At 65.2% G+C, this 23363-nt stretch carries 21 protein-coding genes; 14 read left to right on the top strand and 7 right to left on the bottom strand.

All coding sequences use genetic code 11. The features are described from left to right. The 5 genes from Q0C64_RS08310 to recA all read left to right on the top strand — a co-directional run. Nucleotides 1–233: DUF2062 domain-containing protein (locus Q0C64_RS08310; RefSeq protein ID WP_294122616.1), on the top strand; the 233-nt coding region annotated here is incomplete at its 5' end. A gap of 36 nt (nucleotides 234–269) precedes the next feature. Further along, the gene (locus tag Q0C64_RS08305; RefSeq protein WP_294122614.1) at nucleotides 270–2339 is read left to right on the top strand and encodes a M13-type metalloendopeptidase; all 2070 of its coding nucleotides are present in this window, start codon (nucleotides 270–272) and stop codon (nucleotides 2337–2339) included. Between the two features lie 18 nt (nucleotides 2340–2357). Beyond that, the gene (locus tag Q0C64_RS08300; RefSeq protein ID WP_294122618.1) at nucleotides 2358–4745 is read left to right on the top strand and encodes a response regulator; all 2388 of its coding nucleotides are present in this window, start codon (nucleotides 2358–2360) and stop codon (nucleotides 4743–4745) included. Nucleotides 4746–4784: 39 nt separating this feature from the next. After that, nucleotides 4785–5150 carry a response regulator gene (locus Q0C64_RS08295; protein WP_294122612.1) on the top strand — a complete coding sequence of 122 codons (366 nt, stop codon included), beginning with the start codon at nucleotides 4785–4787 and terminating at the stop codon, nucleotides 5148–5150. Nucleotides 5151–5255: 105 nt separating this feature from the next. Next, nucleotides 5256–6338 (top strand): recombinase RecA, encoded by a 1083-nt coding sequence (recA, locus tag Q0C64_RS08290; RefSeq protein ID WP_294122610.1) that lies wholly within the window; start codon nucleotides 5256–5258, stop codon nucleotides 6336–6338. A gap of 57 nt (nucleotides 6339–6395) precedes the next feature. On the opposite strand, the gene Q0C64_RS08285 is transcribed toward recA, so the two are convergent. Next, nucleotides 6396–7703, bottom strand: coding sequence for a multidrug effflux MFS transporter (locus Q0C64_RS08285; protein WP_294122608.1), 1308 nt, complete (start codon nucleotides 7701–7703; stop codon nucleotides 6396–6398). 32 nt (nucleotides 7704–7735) lie between these two features. Here Q0C64_RS08285 and Q0C64_RS08280 point away from each other — a divergent pair, with 32 nt between their 5' ends. Further along, nucleotides 7736–8548 (top strand): agmatinase family protein, encoded by an 813-nt coding sequence (locus tag Q0C64_RS08280; protein WP_294122606.1) that lies wholly within the window; start codon nucleotides 7736–7738, stop codon nucleotides 8546–8548. Then, nucleotides 8545–9810: a Xaa-Pro peptidase family protein gene (locus tag Q0C64_RS08275; RefSeq protein WP_294122603.1), complete on the top strand. Its 1266-nt coding sequence runs from the start codon at nucleotides 8545–8547 to the stop codon at nucleotides 9808–9810. Before Q0C64_RS08280 ends, Q0C64_RS08275 begins: the two co-directional genes overlap by 4 nt. A 10-nt stretch (nucleotides 9811–9820) precedes the next feature. On the opposite strand, the gene Q0C64_RS08270 is transcribed toward Q0C64_RS08275, so the two are convergent. From Q0C64_RS08270 to Q0C64_RS08255, 4 genes are all read right to left on the bottom strand, one after another. Then, nucleotides 9821–11137, bottom strand: coding sequence for a dicarboxylate/amino acid:cation symporter (locus Q0C64_RS08270; RefSeq protein ID WP_294122601.1), 1317 nt, complete (start codon nucleotides 11135–11137; stop codon nucleotides 9821–9823). A 106-nt stretch (nucleotides 11138–11243) separates the two neighbouring features. Further along, complete coding sequence (locus Q0C64_RS08265) at nucleotides 11244–13271, bottom strand: elongation factor G (protein ID WP_294122598.1); 2028 nt, start codon at nucleotides 13269–13271, stop codon at nucleotides 11244–11246. 220 nt (nucleotides 13272–13491) lie between these two features. After that, entirely contained in the window at nucleotides 13492–14403 is a 912-nt protein-coding gene (rpoH, locus tag Q0C64_RS08260; RefSeq protein WP_294122596.1) for an RNA polymerase sigma factor RpoH, read from the bottom strand. A gap of 51 nt (nucleotides 14404–14454) precedes the next feature. Next, the gene (locus tag Q0C64_RS08255) at nucleotides 14455–15408 is read right to left on the bottom strand and encodes an RluA family pseudouridine synthase (protein WP_294122593.1); all 954 of its coding nucleotides are present in this window, start codon (nucleotides 15406–15408) and stop codon (nucleotides 14455–14457) included. A gap of 90 nt (nucleotides 15409–15498) precedes the next feature. Between Q0C64_RS08255 and Q0C64_RS08250 the strand changes: the two genes are divergently transcribed. From Q0C64_RS08250 to Q0C64_RS08220, 7 genes are all read left to right on the top strand, one after another. Continuing rightward, a complete protein-coding gene (locus Q0C64_RS08250) occupies nucleotides 15499–16137 on the top strand; it encodes a histidine phosphotransferase family protein (protein WP_294122590.1) in 639 nt (212 codons plus the stop codon). Nucleotides 16138–16217: 80 nt separating this feature from the next. Continuing rightward, the gene (locus tag Q0C64_RS08245) at nucleotides 16218–18557 is read left to right on the top strand and encodes a chemotaxis protein CheA (RefSeq protein WP_294122585.1); all 2340 of its coding nucleotides are present in this window, start codon (nucleotides 16218–16220) and stop codon (nucleotides 18555–18557) included. Then, nucleotides 18554–19000 carry a chemotaxis protein CheW gene (locus Q0C64_RS08240; protein WP_294122581.1) on the top strand — a complete coding sequence of 149 codons (447 nt, stop codon included), beginning with the start codon at nucleotides 18554–18556 and terminating at the stop codon, nucleotides 18998–19000. The genes Q0C64_RS08245 and Q0C64_RS08240 overlap by 4 nt, the downstream gene beginning before the upstream one ends. A gap of 57 nt (nucleotides 19001–19057) precedes the next feature. Next, on the top strand, nucleotides 19058–19423 hold the full coding sequence (locus Q0C64_RS08235) for a response regulator (RefSeq protein WP_235066540.1): 366 nt from the start codon (nucleotides 19058–19060) through the stop codon (nucleotides 19421–19423). A gap of 85 nt (nucleotides 19424–19508) precedes the next feature. Next, nucleotides 19509–20540, top strand: coding sequence for a chemotaxis-specific protein-glutamate methyltransferase CheB (gene cheB / locus Q0C64_RS08230; protein ID WP_294122570.1), 1032 nt, complete (start codon nucleotides 19509–19511; stop codon nucleotides 20538–20540). Continuing rightward, the gene (locus tag Q0C64_RS08225; protein WP_294122567.1) at nucleotides 20531–21379 is read left to right on the top strand and encodes a protein-glutamate O-methyltransferase CheR; all 849 of its coding nucleotides are present in this window, start codon (nucleotides 20531–20533) and stop codon (nucleotides 21377–21379) included. The genes cheB and Q0C64_RS08225 overlap by 10 nt, the downstream gene beginning before the upstream one ends. 31 nt (nucleotides 21380–21410) lie before the next feature. Further along, nucleotides 21411–22091, top strand: coding sequence for an N-acetylmuramoyl-L-alanine amidase (locus Q0C64_RS08220; protein WP_294122565.1), 681 nt, complete (start codon nucleotides 21411–21413; stop codon nucleotides 22089–22091). Between the two features lie 385 nt (nucleotides 22092–22476). On the opposite strand, the gene Q0C64_RS08215 is transcribed toward Q0C64_RS08220, so the two are convergent. Continuing rightward, a complete protein-coding gene (locus Q0C64_RS08215; RefSeq protein ID WP_294122564.1) occupies nucleotides 22477–22884 on the bottom strand; it encodes a PilZ domain-containing protein in 408 nt (135 codons plus the stop codon). Between the two features lie 152 nt (nucleotides 22885–23036). Further along, the coding region (locus Q0C64_RS08210; RefSeq protein ID WP_294122562.1) for a hypothetical protein at nucleotides 23037–23363 on the bottom strand (327 nt) is incomplete at its 5' end.

Below are 23363 nucleotides of genomic sequence, written 5' to 3'. Positions count from 1 at the left end.
TCGACGTCGGCAGCAGGATTGGATTTCACGCCGACCTGGCCTCATTCCTTGCGCTGCGCGGCAAAAGCGTTTCGATATGGCTGCAGTGGCTGCTTTCCGATGCCGCGCCGGCTCTGGTAAGCGGGCTGTTCCTGATCGGGCTTGGCCTGGCGTTGGTCGGCTATATCGTGTCGCTTGTCGGATGGCGCTGGTGGGTCGGCCGAAAATGGAGACAGCGCTACGCACGCCCATAGGCGTGTCGCGCTAAGAGATTGATCCGGAGGGATATTATGATGAATCGTTGGTTAGTTTTGTTGGCAACAAGCACTGCTCTTGCCGGATGCTCGACCCCGGCTCCTGAACCTGTCGCCGTCACTCCGGCTGCACCGGCCGAAGTTCTTCCTCCGCCGGCTCCGGCGCCCAAGCCGACCTACGGCACCTTCGGATTTGATTCGGCCGGCATGGATTCGACCGTGCTGCCAGGCGACAATTTCTACCAATATGCCAATGGCGCCTGGGCCAAGAACACCGCGATCCCGGCCGACAAGTCCAACTATGGCATGTTCACCGTGCTCGACGATCTGTCGAAGGAGCGTACCCGCGGCATCATCGAGGAATCCGCCAAGGATCCGGCGAGCAAGATCGGCAACGCCTACAACTCCTATCTCGACCGCGCTGCGATCGATGCCAAGGGCATCGCTCCGTTCAAGCCGTGGCTCGACCAGGTTCACGGGCTGAAGAGCAAGGCCGGTCTCGCCGAGCTCTATGCTCGGGCCGATCGCATGAGCATCGGCACTCCGTTCGCTTTCTTCGTCAATCAGGACGACAAGAACCCGGACCGTTATGTCACCGGCCTTGCCCAGTCGGGCATCGGCATGCCGGATCGTGACTATTATCTGTCGGCCGACCCCAAGATCGCCGAAGTTCGCGCCAAATATCTGCAGCATTTGACCAATGTGCTGAACCTGGCCGGCGAGGCCAATGCCGCCGCGCGCGCCAAGGCGATCCTCGATTTCGAAACCCAGGTGGCCAAGGTCCACTGGACCCAGATCGAGAGCCGCGACGCCACCAAGACCTACAATTTGATGACCTTCGCCGAGCTGGTGAAGAAGGCGCCGGGCTATGACTTCGCCACCATGCTCAAGGGCATGGGCATCGATGCGCCGGAAGTGAATGTCGCCCAGCCGAGCGCGATCACCGGGATTGCCGCGTTGGTCCGCAAGACCCCGCTCGGCGTGCTCAGGGACCAGCTGCTGGTCCAGTCGCTCGACACTTATTCGCCGGTCCTGCCGACCGCCTTCGACAAGGAATCCTTCTCCTTCTACGGCACGGCACTGTCGGGAACGCCGGAGCAGGAGGCGCGCTGGAAGCGGGCGGTCAACTTCACCGTCGGCGCTTTGTCCGACGATGTCAGCAAAATCTATGTCGAGCGCTTCTACCCGCCCGAAACCAAGGCAGCGGCCGACGAGCTGGTCAAGAACGTTGTCGCCGCGATGGGCCGCCGGATCGAGGGCCTCGCCTGGATGAAGCCGGAGACCAAGGTTCGCGCCCGCGCCAAGCTCGCCAACTTCGTCACCAAGATCGGCTATCCCAGCCAGTGGCACGATTATTCGACGCTGGAGATCGTGCCCGGCGATGCGCTTGGCAACGCGATGCGCGCCGCCGAATGGCAGCACGCCGACAGCGTCAGCAAGCTCGGCGGCGCGATCCGCCGCTGGGAATGGGGCATGACCCCGATGACGATCAACGCTTATGCCAACTTCGGCATGCACGAGATCGTTTTCCCGGCCGCGATCCTGCAACCGCCATTCTTCGATCCCAATGCCGATCCGGCGATCAACTATGGTGGCATTGGCGCCGTGATCGGCCATGAGATCAGCCACCATTTCGACGACCAGGGCGCCAAATATGACGAGCATGGCCGCCTCGCCGACTGGTGGACTCCCGAAGACGTCAAGGCGTTCGAGGCCGCCGGCAAGGCGCTGATCGCCCAGTATGACGTCTATGAGCCGCTGCCTGGAATGCATGTGAAGGGCGGACTGACCCTGGGCGAGAATATCGGCGACCTGGCCGGCCTTACCGCCGCCCATGACGCCTATATGCATTCGCTGAATGGCGCAGCCCCGCCGGTGATCGACGGCACCACCGCCGACCAGCGCTTCTACCTCGGCTGGGCCCAGGTATGGCGGCGCAACTATCGCGAGGCTAACCTTCGCCAGCGGTTGATCACCGACCCGCATTCGCCGTCGGAGCAGCGCGCCTGGGTCGTGCGCAACCTCGATCCGTGGTACCCGGCATTCGACGTCAAGCCGGGCCAGAAGCTGTATCTGACCCCGGAACAGCGCGTCCGCATGTGGTAGAGGGTCCAGGCGCTATTGCTGTACGAACAGTTCGACCTCGCTGAAGCCGAGCCGCTAAGGGGCGGCCTGCGCTGGCTGGTGCCGGCGCTGGTCGCTGCCGCGGCGGTCAGCGGGGCGATCTTGTTCTACCTGCTCGGGCAGCAGCTCTACGGCGCACTGTTCCTGGCCGGTTTCGTCGCCATGCTGGTCGCTGCCTTCGTCATCGACCGGCGCGGGGCGAAGCGGGTCGAGGCGCCACCCTTGATCCTGCCCGACCTGGCGCTGGTCGGCTCGGCGATTGGCTTGTCGCAGGATGCGGCGGCGATGACCGGGGCCGACGGCACGTTGATATCGGTCAACGCCGCCTACAAGTCCGCGTTCGGGCCGAAGCCGCCGCTCGAGCTCGGCAAGGGCAAACAGGCCGCCAAGGCGATCGCCGCGCTGGTCGAATCCGCCCAGCGTGACGGCGAGGCCAGCCAGGCCGATGTCGCCCTCGCCAGCGGCCCTGCCGCGGTCCACGTCCGGCGCGCCGGTGCCAATAGCGATTTGCTCCTGTGGCATTTCGTCGGTGCCGCGCCGCCCGACATGACGGCGGTAGCCGCCAAGCGGCTTTCGGGCGCCACCGGCGAACGACTTGCAGCGGCTGGTGTGATGGCGGTGCTGGTCGATGCCAAGGGCCGGCTGCTCGCCGCCAACGCCCTGTTCGGGGAGCGCGCGCTTGGCGGCAATGCGCTTCAGGGCAAGGCGCCGCTGTTCGCCGACCTGATCGAGACTTCGACCGAGGGCGCGGTGCGGCTGCTGACCGAAGGCTCCGACGGCCGCCCCCTGCGCATGATCAGTATCCCGCTCGAACCGGGCACCGACAAAGGCGCACAGACGCTGCTGATGTTCGACTGGGAGGAGGGGCCGAGCCTCGCCAGCTCGTCCAATGTGCAGATCCTGCTGGAGATGCTGCCGATCGGCCTCGCCCTGGTCGACCGCGACGGCCGCTTTCTGACGATGAACAACGCCTTCCGGCTGGCCGGCGGCATCGGCAATGCCGAAATGCCGTCCTATCCCGGCGACCTGGTGGTGAAGGAAGACAAGGCGCCGGTGGCCGACGCCGTGCGCCGCAACGCCCGCGGCCCGTCGATGTCGGCCGACCTGCCGGTGCGGCTTGCTTTTCAGCCGGCCGAGCCGGTGGCGATGACCGTCGCCGGCCTGCGCGGCCTCGGCGATGCCGCCGTCCTCCTCTTGCTCAAGGACAATAGCGAGGAGGCCAAGCTCAAGCGGCAGATTGCCCAGGCAACCAAGATGCAGGCGGTCGGCCAGCTCGCCGGCGGCGTCGCCCACGACTTCAACAATATCCTCACCGCGATCATCGGCCATTGCGACCTGATGCTGATGCGGCACACGCCAGGCGACACCGATTACGACGACATCCAGCAGATCAAGTCCAATTCCAACCGCGCTGCCGGACTGACCCGCCAGCTGCTCGCTTTCTCGCGCCAGCAGACGCTGCGCCCGCAGCTGCTGCAGTTGCCCGACGTGATCAGCGAAGTGTCGCACCTGCTGAAGCGGCTGCTCGGCGAAACCGTCCAGCTGGTGGTCAAGCATGGCCGCGACCTGGGTGCGGTCCGCGCCGATCCCGGCCAGCTCGAGCAGGTCATCGTCAACCTCGCCGTCAACGCCCGCGACGCGATGATGTCCAAGGGCGGCGGCGCGCTCACCATCCAGACCTATGCTGTCCGTGCCGACCAGGTCGCCGATCTCGGCAGCGAGATCCTGCCGGTCGCCGACTATTCGGCCGTTTCGATCGCCGACACCGGCACCGGCATCCCGGCCAATATCCTCGGCAAGGTGTTCGAGCCCTTCTTCACCACCAAGGAGGTCGGCAAGGGCACCGGCCTCGGCCTTTCCACCGTCTATGGCATCGTCAAACAGTCGGGCGGCTATATCTTCGCCGATTCCAAGGTTGGCGAGGGCACGCGCTTCACCATCTATTTGCCGGTCCACCGGGTCGAGGAAGAGAAGGAAGCCGGCAAGCGCGTCGCCAAGAAGGAAGGCGAGGGCGAGCTGTGGGGCACCGGCACCGTGCTGCTGGTCGAAGACGAACCGATGGTCCGGACCGTCGCCGAGCGGGCGCTGACCCGCCACGGCTACCAGGTCCTGACCGCCAACAATGGCGAGGAGGCGCTGGAAATTGTCGAGCGCGGCGACGAGATCGCCCTGCTCGTCTCCGACGTGGTGATGCCGGTGATGGACGGCCCGACCATGGTTCGCGAGGCGCGCAAGACCCGGCCAGACCTGCCGATCCTGTTCATGTCGGGCTATGCCGAGGAGCAGCTCCGGAAATCGATCGATATCGCCAACGTCAATTTCCTGCCCAAGCCCTTCTCGGTGCAGGAGCTGGCCGAAGCGGTGCGCAAGGCGCTGACCGCCAATTAACCCTTTTCACGCCCGCCGCTGCTGCTTATTCCTCGCGCCATGACCCTGTCGCGTTCCATCCTGATTGTCGAAGACGAGCCACTCATCGCGATGATGCTCGAGGATTTCATCCTGTCGCTAGGCCATGAGGTCAGCGGCAATTGCGACAGCGTTGGCAGCGCGCTCAAGGAAGTGGAGAAGGGCACGTTCGACCTTGCCATCCTCGACGTCAATCTGAAGGGCGAGAGCGTCTGGCCGGTCGCCTCGGCGCTGCGCGACAAGGGAACCCCGTTCGTGCTGGCGACCGGCGGCCACGTCGATCCTCCACCGGTCGAGTTCCGGAACGTTCCGACAATCGAAAAACCCTATACGATCGATAGAGTTACGCCGATTATCGAAGCGGTTTTGGCAAGCGCCGAACAATAGTTCGGGGATCTAGAAGTTCTCCTCTTGTTCTCATAGAACAAATAGGATACGAATTGTTCCTTCAAGGGGGCAGCACGCCGCCCGATTGACGAAGGGACAAGGGCCATGGCAGCGCAGCTTAAGGTCGTCGGCTTGGATGGGGATAGCGTGAACGCGGATCGTCAAAAGGCATTGGAAGCGGCGCTCGCACAGATTGACCGCGCGTTCGGCAAGGGCTCGGCGATGAAGCTCGGCAGCCGCGAGAAGATCGAGATCGATACGGTCTCGACCGGTTCGCTCGGCCTCGACATCGCGCTTGGCGTCGGCGGCCTGCCGCGTGGCCGGGTGGTCGAAATCTACGGCCCAGAAAGCTCGGGCAAGACCACGCTCGCGCTGCACGCTATCGCCGAGGCGCAGAAGGTCGGTGGGACCGCTGCTTTCGTCGATGCCGAGCATGCGCTTGATCCGGGCTATGCCAAGAAGCTTGGCGTCGACATCGACGAGCTGATCGTCTCGCAGCCGGATACCGGCGAGCAGGCGCTGGAGATCGTCGATACACTGGTCCGCTCGAACGCGATCGACGTGCTGGTGGTGGACTCGGTCGCCGCGCTGGTGCCCAGGGCCGAAATCGAAGGCGAAATGGGCGACAGCCATGTCGGCCTCCAGGCCCGCTTGATGAGCCAGGCGCTGCGCAAGCTGACCGGCTCGATCAGCCGCTCGCGCTGCACCGTCATCTTCATCAACCAGGTGCGGATGAAGATCGGCGTGATGTACGGCAATCCGGAAACCACCACCGGCGGCAATGCGCTCAAATTCTACGCCTCGGTCCGGCTCGACATTCGCCGCACCGGACAGATCAAGGATCGCGACGATATCGTCGGCAACACCACCCGCGTGAAAGTGGTCAAGAACAAGGTCGCGCCACCATTCAAGCAGGTCGAATTCGACATCATGTATGGCGAAGGCGTCAGCAAGGTCGGCGAAATCCTCGACCTCGGCGTCAAGGCCGGCCTGGTCGAGAAATCGGGCGCCTGGTTCAGCTATGATTCGGTGCGGATCGGCCAGGGCCGCGAGAACGCCAAGGTCTACCTCAAGGAAAATCCCGAGATTGCCCAGCGCATCGAAAATGCCATCCGCGGGAAGACCGAGGAAGTCGGCGAGGCGCTGATGGTTGGTCCCGGCGGCGACGACGAGATTATCGAGGGCTAGGCCCAAACAACACGGACTTGAGGGGCGGGGGAATTTCCTCCGCCCTTTTTGCGTCGGCTAGCCGAGGTCGTCCGGAACCGCGGTCGATTCCCGCGCCGCTTCCAGTTCCTCGGGATCCGCCCCGATCGGAGCGAACAACCGCTTCGGCTCGGTCAGCACGACCAACAGGAAACCGAGGCTGGTGCAGATCGCGGTGCCAACGATGAACGGCGTCGCCGTCCCGTCGAAGCTGCGACCGATCATGAAGCCGATGATCGCCGCGCCGAGCGTGCCGGTGACACCTTGCACCGACGAAGCCGTGCCGGCGATCGGCGCCATATGCTCCATCGCCAGCGTGCCGAGGTTGGAGGAGGTCAGCGAGAAGCAGGCCATCGTCAGTCCCTGCAACACGATGAAGCTGGCCAGCGTCTCACCTCCGGACAGCGCCAGCGTCGCATGGGCGATGGTGACGATCGCCAGGCTCAGCGAGGCGCTATGGCCGACGCGGCGCAATCCGAACCGCTCGACGATGCGGCTGTTGAACCAGGATGCCAGCGCCATCGGCGCGGCGATTGAGGCGAATACCAGCCCGATCAGCTCAGGCTTCCTGAACACGTCGAAAATGATCTGCTGGATCGAGGAGATGTAGGCGATCAGCGCCGAGAAGGTGACGGTCAGCGCAATCGTATAGCCGAACGACTGGCGCTCCCTCACCGTCTGGCCGATCGCGCTGGTCATCTCGCTCCACCGCAACGAACGGCGAAATTCGGGATGCAGCGTCTCGGGCAGCCTCAGCGAGGTCCAGGTCAGCATGGTCAGCGCATAGGCTGCCAGCACGATGAAAATCGCCCGCCAAGATGCGACCAGCAGGATCGCCTGGCCGATATTGGGCGCCAGCACTGGCACCAGCATGAAGGTCATGAACACCAGGCTCATCACCCGCGCCATCGCCTCGGCCTCGAACAAGTCGCGGACCATTGCCACCACCAGCACGCGGGTGACGGCGGCCGACGCGCCCATCGCGACGCGCCCGGCGATCAGCAGCGGGAAGCTGGCAGCGACGGCGCACAGCATGGCGAACAGGCCGTAGAGGACGATGCCGGCGGCGAGGATCGGCTTGCGGCCGAACCGGTCGGCCAGCGGACCCCAGAACAGCTGCGTGGACGCAAAGCCGATGAAATAAGCGATCACCACCAGTTGGCGGTCGTTTTCCTGCGCCACGTTGAGCGTATGCCCGATGTCGGGCAGCGCCGGGATCATCGCGTCGATGGCGAAGGCGTTAAGCGCCATCAGCCCCGCCAGCATCGCGGTCATCTCGCGCGATCCGGGCCGCTTCTTGTGATCGTTGAAGGCGGTGTCGAACATGGGGCGCGCTAGCTGGCGCATTGTGCTCCGCCATGCAACAGTCGCCGGCCAATATGTCAGATGCGCTTCCGACCATCCGGCTGATCGGCTTGCCGACGGACAGCCATTCGTCCTTTCTGCGCGGGCCGGCAGGGGCGCCCGCCGCCATCCGCGCGGCGCTGGCTTCCGACCATGCCAATAACGCTTCGGAATCCGGGTTGGAGCTCGGCACCGACATCATCGTCGACGATGGTGGCGACCTGCCGCTCAGCGAGGACGAACGGGATTTTGACCTGATCCGGGCCGCGGCGCGCGCGGCGAAGGACGGCGGCACCATCCCGATCTTCCTCGGCGGCGACCATATGGTCAGCTTCCCGGTCGTCGCCGGCCTGAACGCAGCGCTTGGCCCGGTCAACATCCTCCACTTCGATGCGCATCCCGATCTCTATGACAACTATGAAGGCGATCCGTTGAGCCACGCCTCGCCCTTCGCCCGGATTATGGAGCAGGGACTGGCCGGTCGGCTGGTCCAGGTCGGCATCCGCACGATGAACCGGCACTGCCGCGAGCAGGCTCGGCGCTTTGGCGTCGAGGTGGTGGAGATGCGCGATTTCACCGTGGACCGGGTGCCGATCCCGGATGGGCCGCTCTACATCAGCATCGACATGGACGCGCTCGATCCGGCCTTCGCGCCGGGCGTCTCGCACCATGAGCCGGGCGGCCTCAGCGTCCGCGACATCATCTCGGTGCTTCACCGTGTCGGGCGCCCGATCGTTGGCGCCGACCTGGTCGAATACAATCCGGAGCGCGACATCAATGGCATGACGGCGGTAGTCGCCGCAAAGCTGGTCAAGGAACTGGCGGCCTTGGCAGGGAGGGACCAATGACGATGCATTTTTCCAGGCGAGCGACGCTGGGGGCCGGAATGGCAGCGGCGGCGGGAAGCCTGCTGGGCCGTGGCTCGCCCGCATGGGCTGCCGTTCAGGCCGCAGCCGACATGCCGTCCATTCCGATCCCGCCGCCGATCAGCAGCGCCGAGCGCGTGCAGCGGCTGGCGCGCGCCAGGGAGCTGATGCGCAGTGCAGGCATCGGCGCGGTGCTGGTCGAATCCGGGCCCAGCCTCGATTATTACACCGGTGTCCAATGGTGGCGGAGCGAGCGGCTGACCTGCGTGGTCATTCCCGCCCAGGGCGATCCGATCATCGTCACGCCCTTTTTCGAGCAGCCGAGCATCGCCGAGATGCTCAAGGTTCCGGCCGAGATCCGCACCTGGAACGAGGATGAGGACCCGCTCAAGCTGGTTGCCGACTTCCTGGCTGAGCGCAGAGTGGCGTCCGATCCCGTCGGCTTCGAGGAGACCGATCGCTACTGGATCATGGACCGGCTCAGAAAGCAGCTGCCATCGGTGCAAATCGTCAACGCCAATCCGGTCGTCCGTGCCCAGCGCATGATCAAGTCGCCCGCCGAGTTAGCCCTGATGCAGGCGGCCAACGACATCATGCTCGCCTCGCTGCGCTACGCTGGTGAGCGCACCAAGGTCGGCATGACACCCGCCGACATCAACGCAATGATTGCGTCCGTGCACAAGCAACTTGGTTCGGCCTACGATGGCGGGCTGGTGCTGATCGGCGAGGCTTCGGCCTCTCCGCATGGCAGCAAGCTGCCGCATGTGGTCCAGGACGGCGACATCGTCCTGCTCGACTGCACCAGCTCGGTCCATGGCTATCAGGCCGACATTACCCGGACGTTCGTCGTCGGCACGCCCAGCGCCGAGCAGCGCAAGCTGTGGGACCAGGTCCATCGCGGCCAGCAGATTGCGATCGAGACGGCCAGGGTCGGGCTGCCGGCCGGCGCGGTCGATGATGCCGTCCGCCGGGCTTACGAAAGCTGGGGATTCGGCCCCGGCTACCGCCTGCCCGGACTGTCACACCGCACCGGCCACGGCATCGGCATGGAGGTCCATGAACCCGCCTATCTGGTTCACGGCGAGACCACGCCGCTGGCGCCCGGCATGTGCTTCTCCGACGAGCCTGGGCTCTACATTCCCGGCAAGTTCGGCGTACGCCTCGAGGACTGTTGGCACATGACCGAGGCCGGGCCGAAATTCTTCACCACGCCGTCGCCCAACATTGACCGGCCGTTCGGCTGATTATCGGCGCCTAGAAGTGATCGTGGACCTTGCCCTCGTGCGCCACATGCGACGGCGCATGCGGGGGCTCGATGTCCGGCGCCTTCTCGGCATCGAGCACGCCTTCCCATTGCGCGACCACGCTTGAGGCGACCGCATTGCCGACGACATTGGTCGCGCTCCGGCCCATGTCGAGGAAATGGTCGACCGCCAGGATCAGCAGCAGGCCCGCCTCCGGAATGTTGAACATCGCCATGGTCGCGGCAATCACCACCAGGCTGGCGCGCGGCACGCCGGCCATGCCCTTGGACGTCACCATCAGCACCAGCAGCATGGTAATTTCCTGGCCGAGGCTGAGGTCGATGCCATAGGCCTGCGCGATGAAGATCGTCGCGAAAGTCATGTACATCATCGACCCGTCGAGGTTGAACGAATAGCCCAGCGGCAGGACAAAGCTGGCGATGCGCGGCGGCACGCCGAACCGGTCGAGCGCCTCCAATGTGCGCGGATAGGCCGCCTCGCTCGACGCGGTCGAGAAAGCGAGCACGATCGGGTCGCGGATGTAGCGCACCAGATGCTTGGTGCGTGGCCCGACGATCACGAAACAGGCGGCGATCAGCAGCGTCCACAGGATCGCGAGACCAAGGTAGAAGCTGCCGACGAACTTGCCGAAGGTGAACAATATCTCCGGGCCCTTTTCGGCGATCGCGCTGGCCACTGCAGTGAACACCGCGAACGGGGCGAAGCGCATCACATAGTCGGTCACCTGCAGCATCACCTTGACCAGGCTTTCGACGCCCTTGACGATCGGCTCGCCCGCTTTGCCGACCGCGGTCAGCGCCACGCCGAAGAAGATCGAGAAGATAACGATCGGCAATATCTCGTTGCTGGCCATCGCCTCGAAGATCGAGGCGGGAACCAGGTGGGAGACGAAGTCCTTGAGGCTGAACGCCGCCGTTTCGACTCCGCTGGCGGCGGTGGTCGGCGGCAGCGGCAGGTTGAGGCCGACGCCCGGATGCAGCAGATTGACCAGCACCAGGCCCAGGGTCAGCGATACCAGGCTGGCGCCGATGAACCAGACCAGGCTCCTGAAGCCCACCCGACCCAGCGCGGCGATGTCGCCCATATGGGCGATCCCCGCGACCAGCGTCGAGAAGACCAGCGGCGCGATGATCATCTTGATCAGGCGCAGGAACAGCGCGGTGACGATGCTCAGATATTCGGCGATCTGCTTGAGCTGCTCGGCCGACCCAGGCGTGCCGTCGTCGATCGCGGCATTGGTTGCCCAGCCGGCGACGATGCCAAGCACCAGCGCGAATAGGATGTAGCGGGTGAGTTTCTTGGCCAAGACGCTCTAGCTCCTCAAGTGGCGGCGCCACCCAAGCCGCTGGCAAATCCTACGTCAAGGCGAACGGGGCCCGCCGCTCGCGCACCCCGCTCCTTTAGACCAACGCTCAGGCCGGTTCGGCCTCGTGTTGCTGCACTATCTTGTCGGCGAGGTGCCCGCTGAGCTCGGCCAGATGGTCGAACTCGGCCTCATAGCTGGCGAGGCCCTGGCTCATCGACCGCAGCTCCGCCTCCAGCCCGCCAAGCTCGGCCTCGGGGATCAGCGCCTCGATCCGGTCCCAGCCGGTCCAGCCGTCGCGCGGCCCCATGCCGAGCATCTGCCCGCGGCGCCCGGCCACGGCCGAGGACACGCGGCTGGTTGCCGATGCCGGAGTCACCAGCACCAGCTTCTGCACCGGCTCGAGCAGGTGCGGCACGGCCTGGCCCAACGCTTCCTGCATCGCCACCCGGCCAGCCAGCCGGAAGGCCAGCTCGCTCGAATCGACGCTATGGTAGCTGCCGTCGGTCAGCGTCACCGCGACATCGACCACGGGAAAGCCCATCGGGCCCTTGTGCATCGCATCCTTGACGCCCTGCTCGACCGCCGGGATCCATTGCTTGGGGATCGCCCCGCCGTGGATCTTCTCGTCGAACTTGAAGCCTTCGCCGCGTTGCAGCGGCCGGATTTCGATGATCACGTCGCCATATTGCCCGTGACCGCCCGACTGCTTCTTGTGGCGGCCGCGCTGGGTCACCGGTCGGCGGATCGATTCGCGATAGCCGATCGACGGCGCATGATGCTTCACCTCGACGCCGTAGCGGCGTTTCAGCTTGGCCAATGCGGTCTTCAGATGCTCGTCGTTGATTCCGCGCAGCCGCATCTCGTGGCTGGCCTCGTCCTGCTCCAGCGTCAGGCTCGGATCCTCTTCCAGGATCCGCGCCAGCGCGCCGGACAGTTTGACGTCATCCTTGCGGTCGGCCGGTTCGATCGCCAGCGCGCAGTTGCGCGACGGCAGCTCGGTCTCGATCGCGGCGGGAAGCTTGCTCGCGCCGAGCCAGTCGCCCGATTTGACCGCGTCAGCCTTGGCCACCGCAACGACATCGCCGTTGGCGGCTTCGCTGATCTTGCTGGTCTTCTCGCCCTGCACAGCAAACAGCGCCCCCAGCCGGCCATGGTCGCCGCTGCTGCTGGTGAAATCGCTGTTCTCATGGACCGCGCCGCCGATCGCACGGGCCAGCGCCAGCCGGCCGACCGACCCGCCATGGTAGATTTTGAAAGCGTAGAGGGCAGGGGCGTCTACGCCCAGCCTGGCGGCGGTCGATTCGGGTCCCGGCGCCTCGTGACGCAGCGCCTTCAGCAGGCGTCCGACGCCCCAGCCATTCTGGGCCGAGCCGAACAGGACCGACACGCCCAGATTGTCGCCGGTCTCGCGGCGCAAGTCGGCGAAGATGGTGCCCGGCTCGGGCACCTGGTCCATCAGCAATTGTTCGAGGAGCGTGTCGTCATGGTCGGCCAGCTGCTCGAGCAGCTGCGTGCGGGCCTGCGCCTCGCGCTCGGCCAGCTCGTCGGGCAGCGCGATCGGCTCGTCTTCCTTGCCCGGCGCATAATGATAGGCACGTTCCAGCGCGACATCGACGAAGCCGGTGACCTTCTCGCCCTCGCGGATCGGGATCTGGCGGGCGATCAGCGGCGACACGCTCATCGGCTGCAGCGCCGTCAGCAGGTCGCGGATCCGGCCATGCGCCTGGTCGATGCGGTTGACGAACAGCAGGTGGGGAATGCCCAGCTCGTCGAGCATCCGGAGCGCCGGTGCGGCCAATGCCGCACGGCCCGGGTCAGGGTCGACCACGATGATGGCAACGTCGGCGATGGCCACGCCGCGATTGGCATCGGCGGCAAAGCCGATCGACCCGGGGGCGTCGACGATCGCATATTTGTCGCCGAGGTACGTGAAATTGTAGAGGTTGGTTTCGGTCGAGCCGCCACGATTGCGGGCTTCTTCGCAACCATCGCCGATGCTCGATTTGTTGGCGACCGATCCCTGCCGGTCGGTGGTTTTGCTGGCGTAGAGCAGGGCCTCCGCCAAGCTAGTCTTGCCCGCGCCGGCCGGACCGACCAGCGCGATAACCCTCGTGCCTTTGGATTCTCCAGGCATGCGACTCTCCCTTCCTCCGAGTTGGCGGGGGCGCGAGTCGCATGTCGAGCGGCCAGCGCTCTCCAAACGGACAGCGTCGGACTCTCTGTGGATTAATGCAAGTGCCATTCCTCCCCGAGCTTGCTCGGGGAGGGGGACCGCCAGCGAAGCTGGTGGTGGAGGGGCCCCTCCGTCACGCCTGCGGCGTGCCACCTCCCCGAGCTTGCTCGGGGAGGATTAGCTAGGCCGCCGACAGCAGCCTTTGCTCGCCGGCCAGACGGATCAGCGCCGCCTGCAGCTTCTCGAACGCCCGCACCTCGATCTGGCGGATGCGCTCGCGGCTGACGCCATAGACCTGGCTCAGTTCCTCGAGCGTCTTGGGCTCGTCGATCAGCCGCCGCTCGGTCAGGATATGCTTTTCGCGGTCGTTGAGGCTGTCCATCGCCTCGACCAGCAGCTCATGCCGGACCCGGCGCTCCTCGTCGTCGGCGAGGATTTCATCCTGCAATGGACCATTATCGACCAGGAAGTCCTGCCACTGGCCTTCGCCATCGGTATCGCGCAGCGGCGCATTGAGGCTGGTGTCACCACCCATGCCCATGCGGCGGTTCATCGAGATGACTTCTTCCTCGGTGACGCCGAGGTCGGTGGCGATCTTGGTGACCGCTTCGGGCTTCAGATCGCCTTCCTCGAACGCGTCGATCTGGTTCTTCATCCGGCGGAGGTTGAAGAACAGCTTCTTCTGCGCGGCGGTGGTGCCCATCTTCACGAGGCTCCAGCTGCGCAGGATGAATTCCTGGATCGAGGCGCGGATCCACCACATCGCATAGGTGGCGAGGCGGAAACCCCGGTCCGGCTCGAACTTCTTGACGCCCTGCATCAGGCCGATGTTGCCTTCGCTGATCAGCTCGCTGACCGGCAGGCCATAGCCACGGTAGCCCATCGCGATCTTGGCGACGAGGCGCAGGTGGGAGTTGACCAGGCGCGCGGCGGCATCGGTGTCGCCATGTTCGCGCCACGCCTTGGCCAGCATATATTCCTCTTCCGGAGCAAGGATCGGGAACTTCTTGATCTCGCTCAGGTAACGGTTGAGACCGGCCTCCCCGCCCGAAGCGGGGATCGATACAACACCCGTTGAAGCACCTTTTGCCATCGTGTCATTCACTCCCTGTGCCAGGGGGCATGCCCCTTAGCTTGTTCATTCTTATACACCAAGTGCGGTGAACAGTAGCTGCATGTCCGACGGAAGGGCGCTGTCGAACGACAAACGGTCCTTCGTGACGGGATGAATAAACCCCAGGTGCGCGGCGTGCAGCGCCTGGCGTTTGAAGTCCAATTGATTAAGCAACTTTCTGTGAGCGCTTTTTCCGCGCCCATAGACCGGATCGCCGACCAGCGGATGGCCGATCGAGGCCATGTGCACCCGGACCTGGTGGGTCCGGCCGGTTTCCAGCCGGCATTCGACCAGCGCAGCATCGCTCAGAAGTTCAAGCCGTTTCCAATGGGTTACAGCGCGTTTTCCACGCCCTTCCTTAACAATTGCAATCTTCTTGCGGTTCTGCGGTGAGCGCGCCAGCGGGGCATCGACGATGCCCTCGGCCTGGCGCGGAACGCCCGACACGATCGCGAGGTAGCGCCGGTCGATCGAATGGGCGGCGAATTGCCTGGCCAGCCCCTCATGGGCCTTGTCATGCTTGGCGACGACCAGCAGGCCCGATGTGTCCTTGTCGATGCGGTGGACGATTCCGGGCCGTGCGACGCCGCCGATCCCGCTCAGCGATCCGCCGCAATGGTGCAGCAGCGCATTGACCAGCGTCCCGTCGCGATTTCCGGCGGCCGGGTGAACCACCAGGCCGGCTGGCTTGTCGACGACCAGCAGATGCTCGTCCTCGAACACGATCGGCAGCGGGATTTCCTGCGGTTCGTTATGGGCTGGTTCAGGGGCTGGAATGGCCAATAAGAAGCGCTCGTCACCCCTGACCTTGGTCGCCGGGTCGCGCACCGCCTTGCCGTCGCGGGTCAGCGCACCGGCCTTGGTCAGCACCTTCAGCCGTTCGCGCGAAAGGCTGGGAACCTGCGCCGCCAATGCCCGGTCGAGCCGCCAGCCGGCATGGCTGGCGTCAAGCGCTATTGCGATACTGGTATCCCCCCCGGACATGTAGGCAGAAAATGGTGATTTGACATTGAAGTTTCAATGGCCGCCGCGGGCCCTTGCTTCAGGTTAAACTCTCGCGCATTCACCGCCCATATGAACGCGATCGAACTTGCCAGCCTGTTGTGTTCCCGCTTGTGCCATGACCTGATGTCGCCGGTCGGCGCGCTCAACAACGGGCTCGAACTGCTCGCCGACGAGCAGGACCCGGAAATGCGGGAAAAATGCCTCGAGCTGCTCGCCGAAAGCGCCCGAGCCAGCGCCAACAAGCTCAAATTCTTTCGCCTGGCCTTTGGCGCGGCCGGCGGATTCGGCGACGAGATCGACACGCATGAGGCCCGGACCGCGCTCGAAGGCCTCTATGGTTCCGACGGCAAAACCGAGCTCGGCTGGATGGTTGCCGACGACAAGCTGCCCAAGGGTGCGATCAAGTTGCTCTTGAATCTGGCGATGATCGCCGGTGACGCGCTGGTCCGCGGCGGCCGGCTCGACGTCGGCGCGGAACGCCGCGACGGAAGGCTGGAAATGGTCATCCGGGCCGAAGGGCAACGCATCCTGCTCGATCCCAAGCTTCGCGAGACCATCGCCAGGGGCAGCAGCGGCGGCGAAATCGAGCCCCGCGCGGCCGGTGCATGGCTGGCGCACAGCCTCGCGGCGGAGGCTGGCGGCACGATCCAACTGAGCGATCCGGCCGACCTGGTGCTGATGATTGGCGTCACCCTGCCGCAAGCCTGAGTTTTTCAGGGCTAACGAGGCGTTAACTCCTTGGCGGCATAGAGGGTCCAAGTAACTAATTGCGTGGGGCCCCGCCGCCGATGGACGACCTTATTGCCGATTTCGTGGCCGAGTGCCGGGAAATGCTTGATGCGCTGGGTGGCGAAATCGTCGCCTGGGAGGCCAATCCCGACGACCGTGCTCGCCTCGACAGCATTTTCCGCTTCGTCCACACGGTGAAGGGCAATTGCGGCTTTTTCGACTTCCCGCGCCTCGAATCATTGAGCCATGCCGCCGAAGACGCGCTGGCCGACTGCCGCGCCGGGCGCCGCACCCCTGATTCCGCCCTGGTCAGCGCCGTGCTGGCGGTGATCGACCGCATCGGCGAGATGATCGCCTCGATCGATGCCGGCGACGGCGTTCCCGACGGCGACGACACCCAATTGATCGAGGCGCTGGCGCCCGGTGCCGAAGGCCCGGTGGTCCAGGTCGCCGCGGCCGTTGCCACCGACGCCACCGGCAAAGGCGGCGCCGCGCCGCGCACGATCCGCCTGTCGGTCGAACTGCTCGACCGGGTGATGTCGGGCGTGTCGGACATGGTGCTGGCCCGCAACGAACTGGCCCGCCGGCTGCGCGAAGCGCCGGGCGAGGTTGCGGTCGACGGCGCGTTCGAGCGGCTCTCCGGCATCATCGCCGAGATGCGCGACGCGATCACCCGCACCCGCATGCAGCGGATCGAAAATCTGTTCGTCGCGCTGCCGCGGATGGTCCGCGACCTGTCGGCCGAACTCGGCAAGCAGGTGTTGGTCGATATCGACGGCGGCGATGTCGAGCTGGACCGCGAGATGATCGAGATGATCCGCGATCCGCTGACCCACATCATCCGCAACGCGGTCGATCATGGCATCGAGCCGCCGGCCGAGCGATTGGCGGCGGGCAAGCGCGAAATCGGCCTGCTAGCGGTCTCGGCGCGCCAGTCGGGCAACCAGATCCTGATCGAAATCGCCGACGACGGCAAAGGCATCGACGGCTCCAAGCTGGTCGAGAAGGCCATCGCCAACGGCGTGATCGAGCGCGAAGCCGCCCAGAAATTGACGCGAGGCGAGCAGCTGGCCCTGATCTTCGAGGCCGGCCTGTCGACCGCCCAGGCGGTGACTGCCATTTCCGGTCGCGGCGTCGGGATGGATGTCGTGCGCTCCAACGTCGAGCGGATCGGCGGCGTGGTCGAGGTCGACTCCAAACCGGGCGTCGGCACCCGCATGACGCTGCGCGTGCCGCTCACCCTGACCATCATTCCGGCGCTGACCGTATCGATCGGCGCCCAGCATTTCGCGATCCCGCGCTCGGCGATCGAGGAAATCGTCCGCGCCAACGGCGGCAGCGTCACGCTCGAGAAGATCGGCGGGGCAGGAGTCGCGACCATCCGCGGCCGCCGCGTGCCCGAAGTGGCCCTCGCCGATGTGCTCGGCCTGCCCAACACCATGGCCGATGTAGAGCGCACGCTGGTCGTGCTCCGGCCCGCCGGCGGCGACGTCTATGCGCTGGCCGTCGACAAGATCCACGACCATGAGGAACTGGTCGTCAAGCCGGCCGCTCCGGCGGTGATGGCCACCGGCCTGTATGCCGGTACCACGCTCGCCGACGACGGTAGCCCGATCCTGCTGTTCGACCCGGCCGGGCTGGCCCAGGTCGGCGGCGTCAAGCTCGAGGCGATCGAGCGCGGCGGACGCGGCATCGATGCGCCGGTCGCCGCCAATTCGAATGAAGTCCCTGTGTTGCTGTTCCGCGGCCTCGACGGGGCGCGCCGAGCGCTCCGGCTGGGCGTGGTCGACCGCATCGAGGAAGTCGAGCCCGACGCCATCCGCACCACCGCCGGACAACTGCGGGTCCAGTTGGGCGAAGCGATCCTGCCGCTGGCCGGGGTCGATGGCAGCGAGCTTGACGGCAAGATCCGCGTCTTCCGCCTCAACGACGGCAGCCATGAAGTCGGCTATGCGTTCCGCGAAGTCATCGACCTGATGGCCGTCGACCGCGAAGTCATCCCAGCCGAAGTTCCCGGCGCGATCAGCGGCGTCACCATCATCGACGGCGAGCCGGCCGAGCTGATCGACGCGCACTGGCTGTTCGGCCAATATCTCGGCGCCGTCGCCCGGCCGCAGTCGCAGCTGGTCTGCCGCCTGCCCGAAAACGACGCCTGGATGCAGAATATGCTCCGCCCGATCGTCGAGGCTGCCGGCTATCTGGTGATCGGCGAACAGGACGAACTTGCCGCCGACGTCACCATCGTGTCGCAGGGCAAGGCGATCGAGCCTGGCCAGTCCGGCCGCATCCTCCGGCTCGAGACCGATCCCGACGCCGCCAACGGCGAGGACAGCATTTACCGCTACGACCGCGCCGGCCTGCTGATGGCGCTCAAGGCCAGCGCAGGGAGGGGCAAATGAACGAGTTGCTGCTGATCGTCTCGATTGCCGGTAGCCGCGTCGCTCTGCCCGCCGCGGCGGTCGAAAGCGTGGTCGAGCTCGAAGCGTTGATCCCGGTGCCGCGCGCGCCCGGCCACCTCGCCGGCCTCTCGGCGCTGCGCAGCCGGGTGCTGACCGTGATCGACTGCCAGCGCTCGCTCGAGCTCGGTACCACCGAGCTCAACGACGGTGAGCTGCACGAGGCGGCCGTGGTCGAGCTGGATGGCCATCATTACGCCCTGACCGTCGATGCGGTCGAGGATGTGGTCGAGGCCCTGTCCGATCCGGCGCCGATCCGCGCCGCGATGGGCGATGGCTGGGAACGGGTGTCGAAGGGCATGGTCGAGACCGAGGAAGGTCCGCTGCTGCTGGTCGACATTGCCGCGCTAGTTGCTGGCCCCACCGCAGAAGCCCGCGCGGCTTAAGAGGTTCGTTACCCTTATCGCTTACAGACAGCGTCAACAGATTACGGAATTGGACATATGAAAACCTGCCTCATCGTCGACGACAGCAAGGTCATCCGCAAGGTCGCGCGGCACATCCTCGAAACGCTGGAGTTCCAGGTCGAGGAGGCTGGCGACGGGCGCGAGGCGCTGGACCGTTGCGAGGCCAAGATGCCCGACGTGGTCCTGCTCGACTGGAACATGCCGGTAATGAGCGGGATGGAGTTTCTGAAGCTGCTCCGGCAGCGCGGCCATAGCGATCAGCCCAAGGTCGTCTTCTGCACGACCGAGAATGACATGGCCCATATCCGCGCGGCGCTTGAAGCCGGGGCGGACGAATATGTGATGAAGCCGTTCGATCGCGAAACGCTTCATATCAAGCTGCAACTCGTCGGCGTCGCCTGAGGCTCTCGTGACTGGCGCGCTCGCCACTTCACGGGCCAGCGAACGGGCTGGGCCCGGCCGGCAAGCACGTCGGCCGGTCAAGCTGATGATCGTCGACGATTCGATGGTCGCGCGGGCGGTGCTCAGCCGGATGATCGACGCCGATGGCAATTTCGAGATCGCGGCCATTGCCGGCACCGCCGAGGACGCCATCGAAGCGCTCGGCCAGGTGATGGTCGACATCGTCCTGCTCGACCTGGAAATGCCGGGCGCGGGCGGGTTGAAGTCGATCCCCGGCATCCTTGAGGCCGCCAAGGGCGCCAAGGTGCTGATCGTTTCCTCGCTTGCGGAGGACGGCGCCGAAGAGACGGTGGCCGCCCTTGCACTAGGCGCCCATGATACGCTGCCAAAGCCCGGCACCGGCCGGTTCAACGGCCGCTTTTCCGAGGTGCTGCTGAGCAAGCTGCGCGAGCTCGGCTATGCCGACCGCAGCTCCATCGCGGCGAAACCCGCCGCTGCCGCGCCGCGGCCCGCGCTCGCCCAAAGCGACGAGCCGCTTCGCTTGCTGGCCATCGGCGCCTCGACCGGCGGAATCCATGCCCTCGGTGCCTTCTTCGAGGCCCTGCCCAAACGGATTGGCGTTCCGATCCTGGTCACCCAGCATCTGCCGCCGGCCTTCATGACCGTCTTTGCCCGCCAGCTGTCGGCCGCCGCCGGCCGCGAGGCGGTGGTCGCCGAGGACGGCACGCGCCTTCTTCCCGACCGCATCGTCGTGGCGCCGGGCGAGGCGCATTTGATGGTTGATGAAGTGAACGGCCGGCTGGTCGCCCGGCTGCTCAAAACCAAGGTTGCCAGCGGCTGCCTGCCGTCGGTCGATCCGATGCTGGCCTCTGCCGGCGCGATTCTCGGTGCTGGCGCCCTTGGCGTCGTCCTGACCGGCATGGGCCGCGACGGCGCGGAAGGCGCCAGGCGGCTGGTTGAAGCAGGCGGATCGGTGATGGCCCAGGACGAGGCCAGCTCGGCCATCTGGGGCATGCCGCGCGCGGTGGCGGAAGCGGGCCTTGCCTGCGCCATCCTGCCGCCGGACAAATTGGCGCGTCGGGTCGGCGCCCGGGTCGAGGATGCGCCGTGCAAGTAAGCGATAGCAGTAGCCGGATCCTGGCGGGCCTGCTGGAAGCCCGCACCGGCCAGCAATTGACGATGAGCCGTCGCTGGCGGATCGAAACCGCCCTTGCCGCCCTCCTCAGGGAGCGGGGCATCCCGACCCTCGACGAGTTGATCACCATTCTGGTCATGGGCCGGGAGCCAAGCCTGGCCACCCAGGTGGTCGAAGCGCTGCTCAACAACGAAACCTATTTCTTCCGCGACCGCACGCCGTTCGACCTGATTTCCAGGGCGACGCTGCCCAAGCTGGTCCAGCGCCGCCCAACCAAGCGGCTGCGCATCTGGTCCGCCGGCTGTTCGACCGGGCAGGAGGCCTATTCGCTGGCCATGCTGTTCGCCGAGGATCCCTTGCGCTGGGCCGGCTGGACGATCGACATTTTGGGCACCGACGTCAGCGAAAGCGCCGTCCGCCGCGCCCGCGAAGGCGTCTACAGCCAGTTCGAGGTGCAGCGCGGACTCGGCGTGACCCAGATGATCCGCTGGTTCGAGGAAACCGACGACGGCTGGCGCGCGGTCGAGCCGCTGCGCCGCATGGTCCGTTTCCAGGTGCAGAACCTGCTCGAGCCCGCCCCGCATCCCGGCCAGTTCGACATCGTCCTGTGCCGCAACGTCCTGCTCTATTTGAACGGCGAACGCCGCGCCCAGGTGTTCGACCGCGTGGCCGATGCGATGGCCCCCGACGGCTCGCTGATGCTCGGCGCCGGCGAGACCGTGATCGGCCAGACCAAGCGCTTTTGGGCCGACCCGGATTCGCGCGGTCTTTATCGCCCGCTCGAAGCCGGCGAACTCCCCCCGGTCGCACTCAGGGCTTGACCCGAAGGCCAAAGCCATGCGCCATGTGCGCATGGACGTGACGCTCCGCCCTTCGCCGAACTTCGACGAACGCGCGCTGCCGGTTTCGATGATCGTCTTGCACTATACTGGCATGCCCGATGCCGAGGGCGCGCTGAACCGGCTGACCTCGCCCGAGGCCAGGGTCTCCGCCCATTATCTGGTCGACGAACAGGGCGAGGTGTTCCAGTTGGTCGACGAAGAAAAGCGCGCCTGGCACGCCGGCAAAAGCTATTGGCGGGGCATCACCGATGTGAACTCGGCGAGCGTCGGGATCGAGATCGTCAATCCCGGCCATGAATTCGGCTATTGCAACTTTCCGGACGAGCAGATCGCTTCGGTCATTCCACTCGTCGCCGACATCAAGGAGCGCCACGGCATTGGCCGCGGCAACATCGTCGGCCACAGCGATGTCGCCCCGGCGCGCAAGGAGGATCCGGGCGAGCTGTTCCCCTGGGGCGCGCTGGCCAAGCGCCGCCTTGCATTGCCCAGCCCGACCCGCGACCTGATGGATCCTTATTGGACCGACGCTGGCTTCCTGCTGGCGCTGGAGCGGTTCGGCTATGACGTGACTGACACGCAAAAGGCGGTGATCGCCTTCCAACGGCGCTTCCGGCCGGACCTGATCGACGGGATCATCGATGGCGAGTGCCGCGCCAAGCTGCTGGCGCTGTTGCTGCCAAGGCCGCAGTAGATGGCTCGGCGGCGCTGAATTTGGAGATGTAGCGGCAATACATGAAGCGATTGGAAACAACATTGATCTGCGCGAGCGTTGTCGTGTTTTGTGCGCCGTCCGTTTGGTTTGGCCTAATGATTTTGTCCGAAGGCAGGTGGTCCGCAGTCCCGCTAGGCCTGATGCTCCTTGCGTTCGCCGGTTGGTGGTTTTTTAAGGGTTGGCAAGCGGTCAAAAAGGCAATTGGGTGAGTGCCGGGCCAAGCTGCTCGCGCTGTTGCTGCCGCGGCCACAGTAGTCGTCATTCCCGCGAAAGCGGGAACCTAGCGCAACAAAGAATCTGGGTCCCCGCTTTCGCGGGGATGACGAATTTGGGAAATGTACGCTTTCCCCCCAATGCGGACTTGCTATCGAGCCAGGCCGTTTGCCCAGTCTGCCGTGGCTTGCAGCTCCTCGGGCGTCATTCCGGAACGCTCAATCGCCACGGCGACGGCTCGCAGCGCCTTTAGATCCTGCACGTCGACCGGTTCGTCAAATTGCACGCCGCAACGTCCGGAAACGCTCCAGACAACTGTGCCGAACGCATCGATCGCGCCGCATTTGAGCACGACATCCTTGCCTACCGCGGGCAGGGCATATGCTTCCAACCGGGCACCGGTGCGGGAAACATCGAGCAGGCTAACCGAGTTGTTGCCGTCCAGGGCTTCAACCGATGCGGGCAATTGCAGCTGCGCGCGCGGCTCGGCCCTCCGTCCCCGAAGCTCGGGGTCGTCATTCCTGGGCGCATTGCGCCGGTCAGGGCGGGCGTCGGCCATTCAACCAGCATAGGATGGTTTGATTAAAATCGGATTAGGATTGCCGGGTCACGGTTGCTGCTACCTAATGACCGCTTTCGACCCAAAGCTGCCATGCCCAGAACCGACCCATTGCGGGCATTAGGCACAGTCACGCTTAACTTGGCGAAGCCTCACTGGGGTTCCCGTGAATTCTGCCTATCCCAACGGTCGATGGCTACCGCACCGATGAATGGGATCGCGGCCGAACTTAGGGCCGCGAAAATGCTGCTCAAAAACAAGAACACAGACGCGAGCTTGGCACTGATCACTTCGCCGCCGAAGCTGGTTTCAGCCCCATTGTTAAGCGACAACAACGCATGCGCGATACTTATGAAAAATATGGCTGCGGAGACCACGAACAGTATTATAGACGCATGTCTCATTGCCCACTTGTAAAAGCCCATAAACCCCTCCGGTCTCGGACCCATTAGGTGATCAGCGGCAGCGCTTGTCAATGA

The organism is Sphingomonas sp. (assembly GCF_023266535.1).
Taxonomy (GTDB): Bacteria; Pseudomonadota; Alphaproteobacteria; order Sphingomonadales; family Sphingomonadaceae; genus Sphingomicrobium.
The sequence above is the reverse complement of the archived record's forward strand: the minus strand, read 5'-3'. Positions and strand labels throughout refer to the sequence as shown.

Bases quoted from the DNA above. Each gene is read 5' to 3' on its own strand.
- Q0C64_RS08265 (WP_294122598.1), bottom strand. From the start codon at position 13,271: ATGCCTGGAGAATCCAAAGGCACGAGGGTTATCGCGCTGGTCGGTCCG.
- Q0C64_RS08295 (WP_294122612.1), top strand. From the start codon at position 4,785: ATGACCCTGTCGCGTTCCATCCTGATTGTCGAAGACGAGCCACTCATC.
- Q0C64_RS08235 (WP_235066540.1), top strand. From the start codon at position 19,058: ATGAAAACCTGCCTCATCGTCGACGACAGCAAGGTCATCCGCAAGGTC.
- rpoH (WP_294122596.1), bottom strand. From the start codon at position 14,403: ATGGCAAAAGGTGCTTCAACGGGTGTTGTATCGATCCCCGCTTCGGGC.
- Q0C64_RS08255 (WP_294122593.1), bottom strand. From the start codon at position 15,408: ATGTCCGGGGGGGATACCAGTATCGCAATAGCGCTTGACGCCAGCCAT.
- Q0C64_RS08280 (WP_294122606.1), top strand. From the start codon at position 7,736: ATGTCAGATGCGCTTCCGACCATCCGGCTGATCGGCTTGCCGACGGAC.
- Q0C64_RS08285 (WP_294122608.1), bottom strand. From the start codon at position 7,703: ATGCGCCAGCTAGCGCGCCCCATGTTCGACACCGCCTTCAACGATCAC.
- Q0C64_RS08240 (WP_294122581.1), top strand. From the start codon at position 18,554: ATGAACGAGTTGCTGCTGATCGTCTCGATTGCCGGTAGCCGCGTCGCT.
- recA (WP_294122610.1), top strand. From the start codon at position 5,256: ATGGCAGCGCAGCTTAAGGTCGTCGGCTTGGATGGGGATAGCGTGAAC.
- Q0C64_RS08250 (WP_294122590.1), top strand. From the start codon at position 15,499: ATGAACGCGATCGAACTTGCCAGCCTGTTGTGTTCCCGCTTGTGCCAT.
- Q0C64_RS08220 (WP_294122565.1), top strand. From the start codon at position 21,411: ATGGACGTGACGCTCCGCCCTTCGCCGAACTTCGACGAACGCGCGCTG.
- cheB (WP_294122570.1), top strand. From the start codon at position 19,509: ATGATCGTCGACGATTCGATGGTCGCGCGGGCGGTGCTCAGCCGGATG.
- Q0C64_RS08275 (WP_294122603.1), top strand. From the start codon at position 8,545: ATGACGATGCATTTTTCCAGGCGAGCGACGCTGGGGGCCGGAATGGCA.
- Q0C64_RS08245 (WP_294122585.1), top strand. From the start codon at position 16,218: ATGGACGACCTTATTGCCGATTTCGTGGCCGAGTGCCGGGAAATGCTT.
- Q0C64_RS08305 (WP_294122614.1), top strand. From the start codon at position 270: ATGATGAATCGTTGGTTAGTTTTGTTGGCAACAAGCACTGCTCTTGCC.
- Q0C64_RS08215 (WP_294122564.1), bottom strand. From the start codon at position 22,884: ATGGCCGACGCCCGCCCTGACCGGCGCAATGCGCCCAGGAATGACGAC.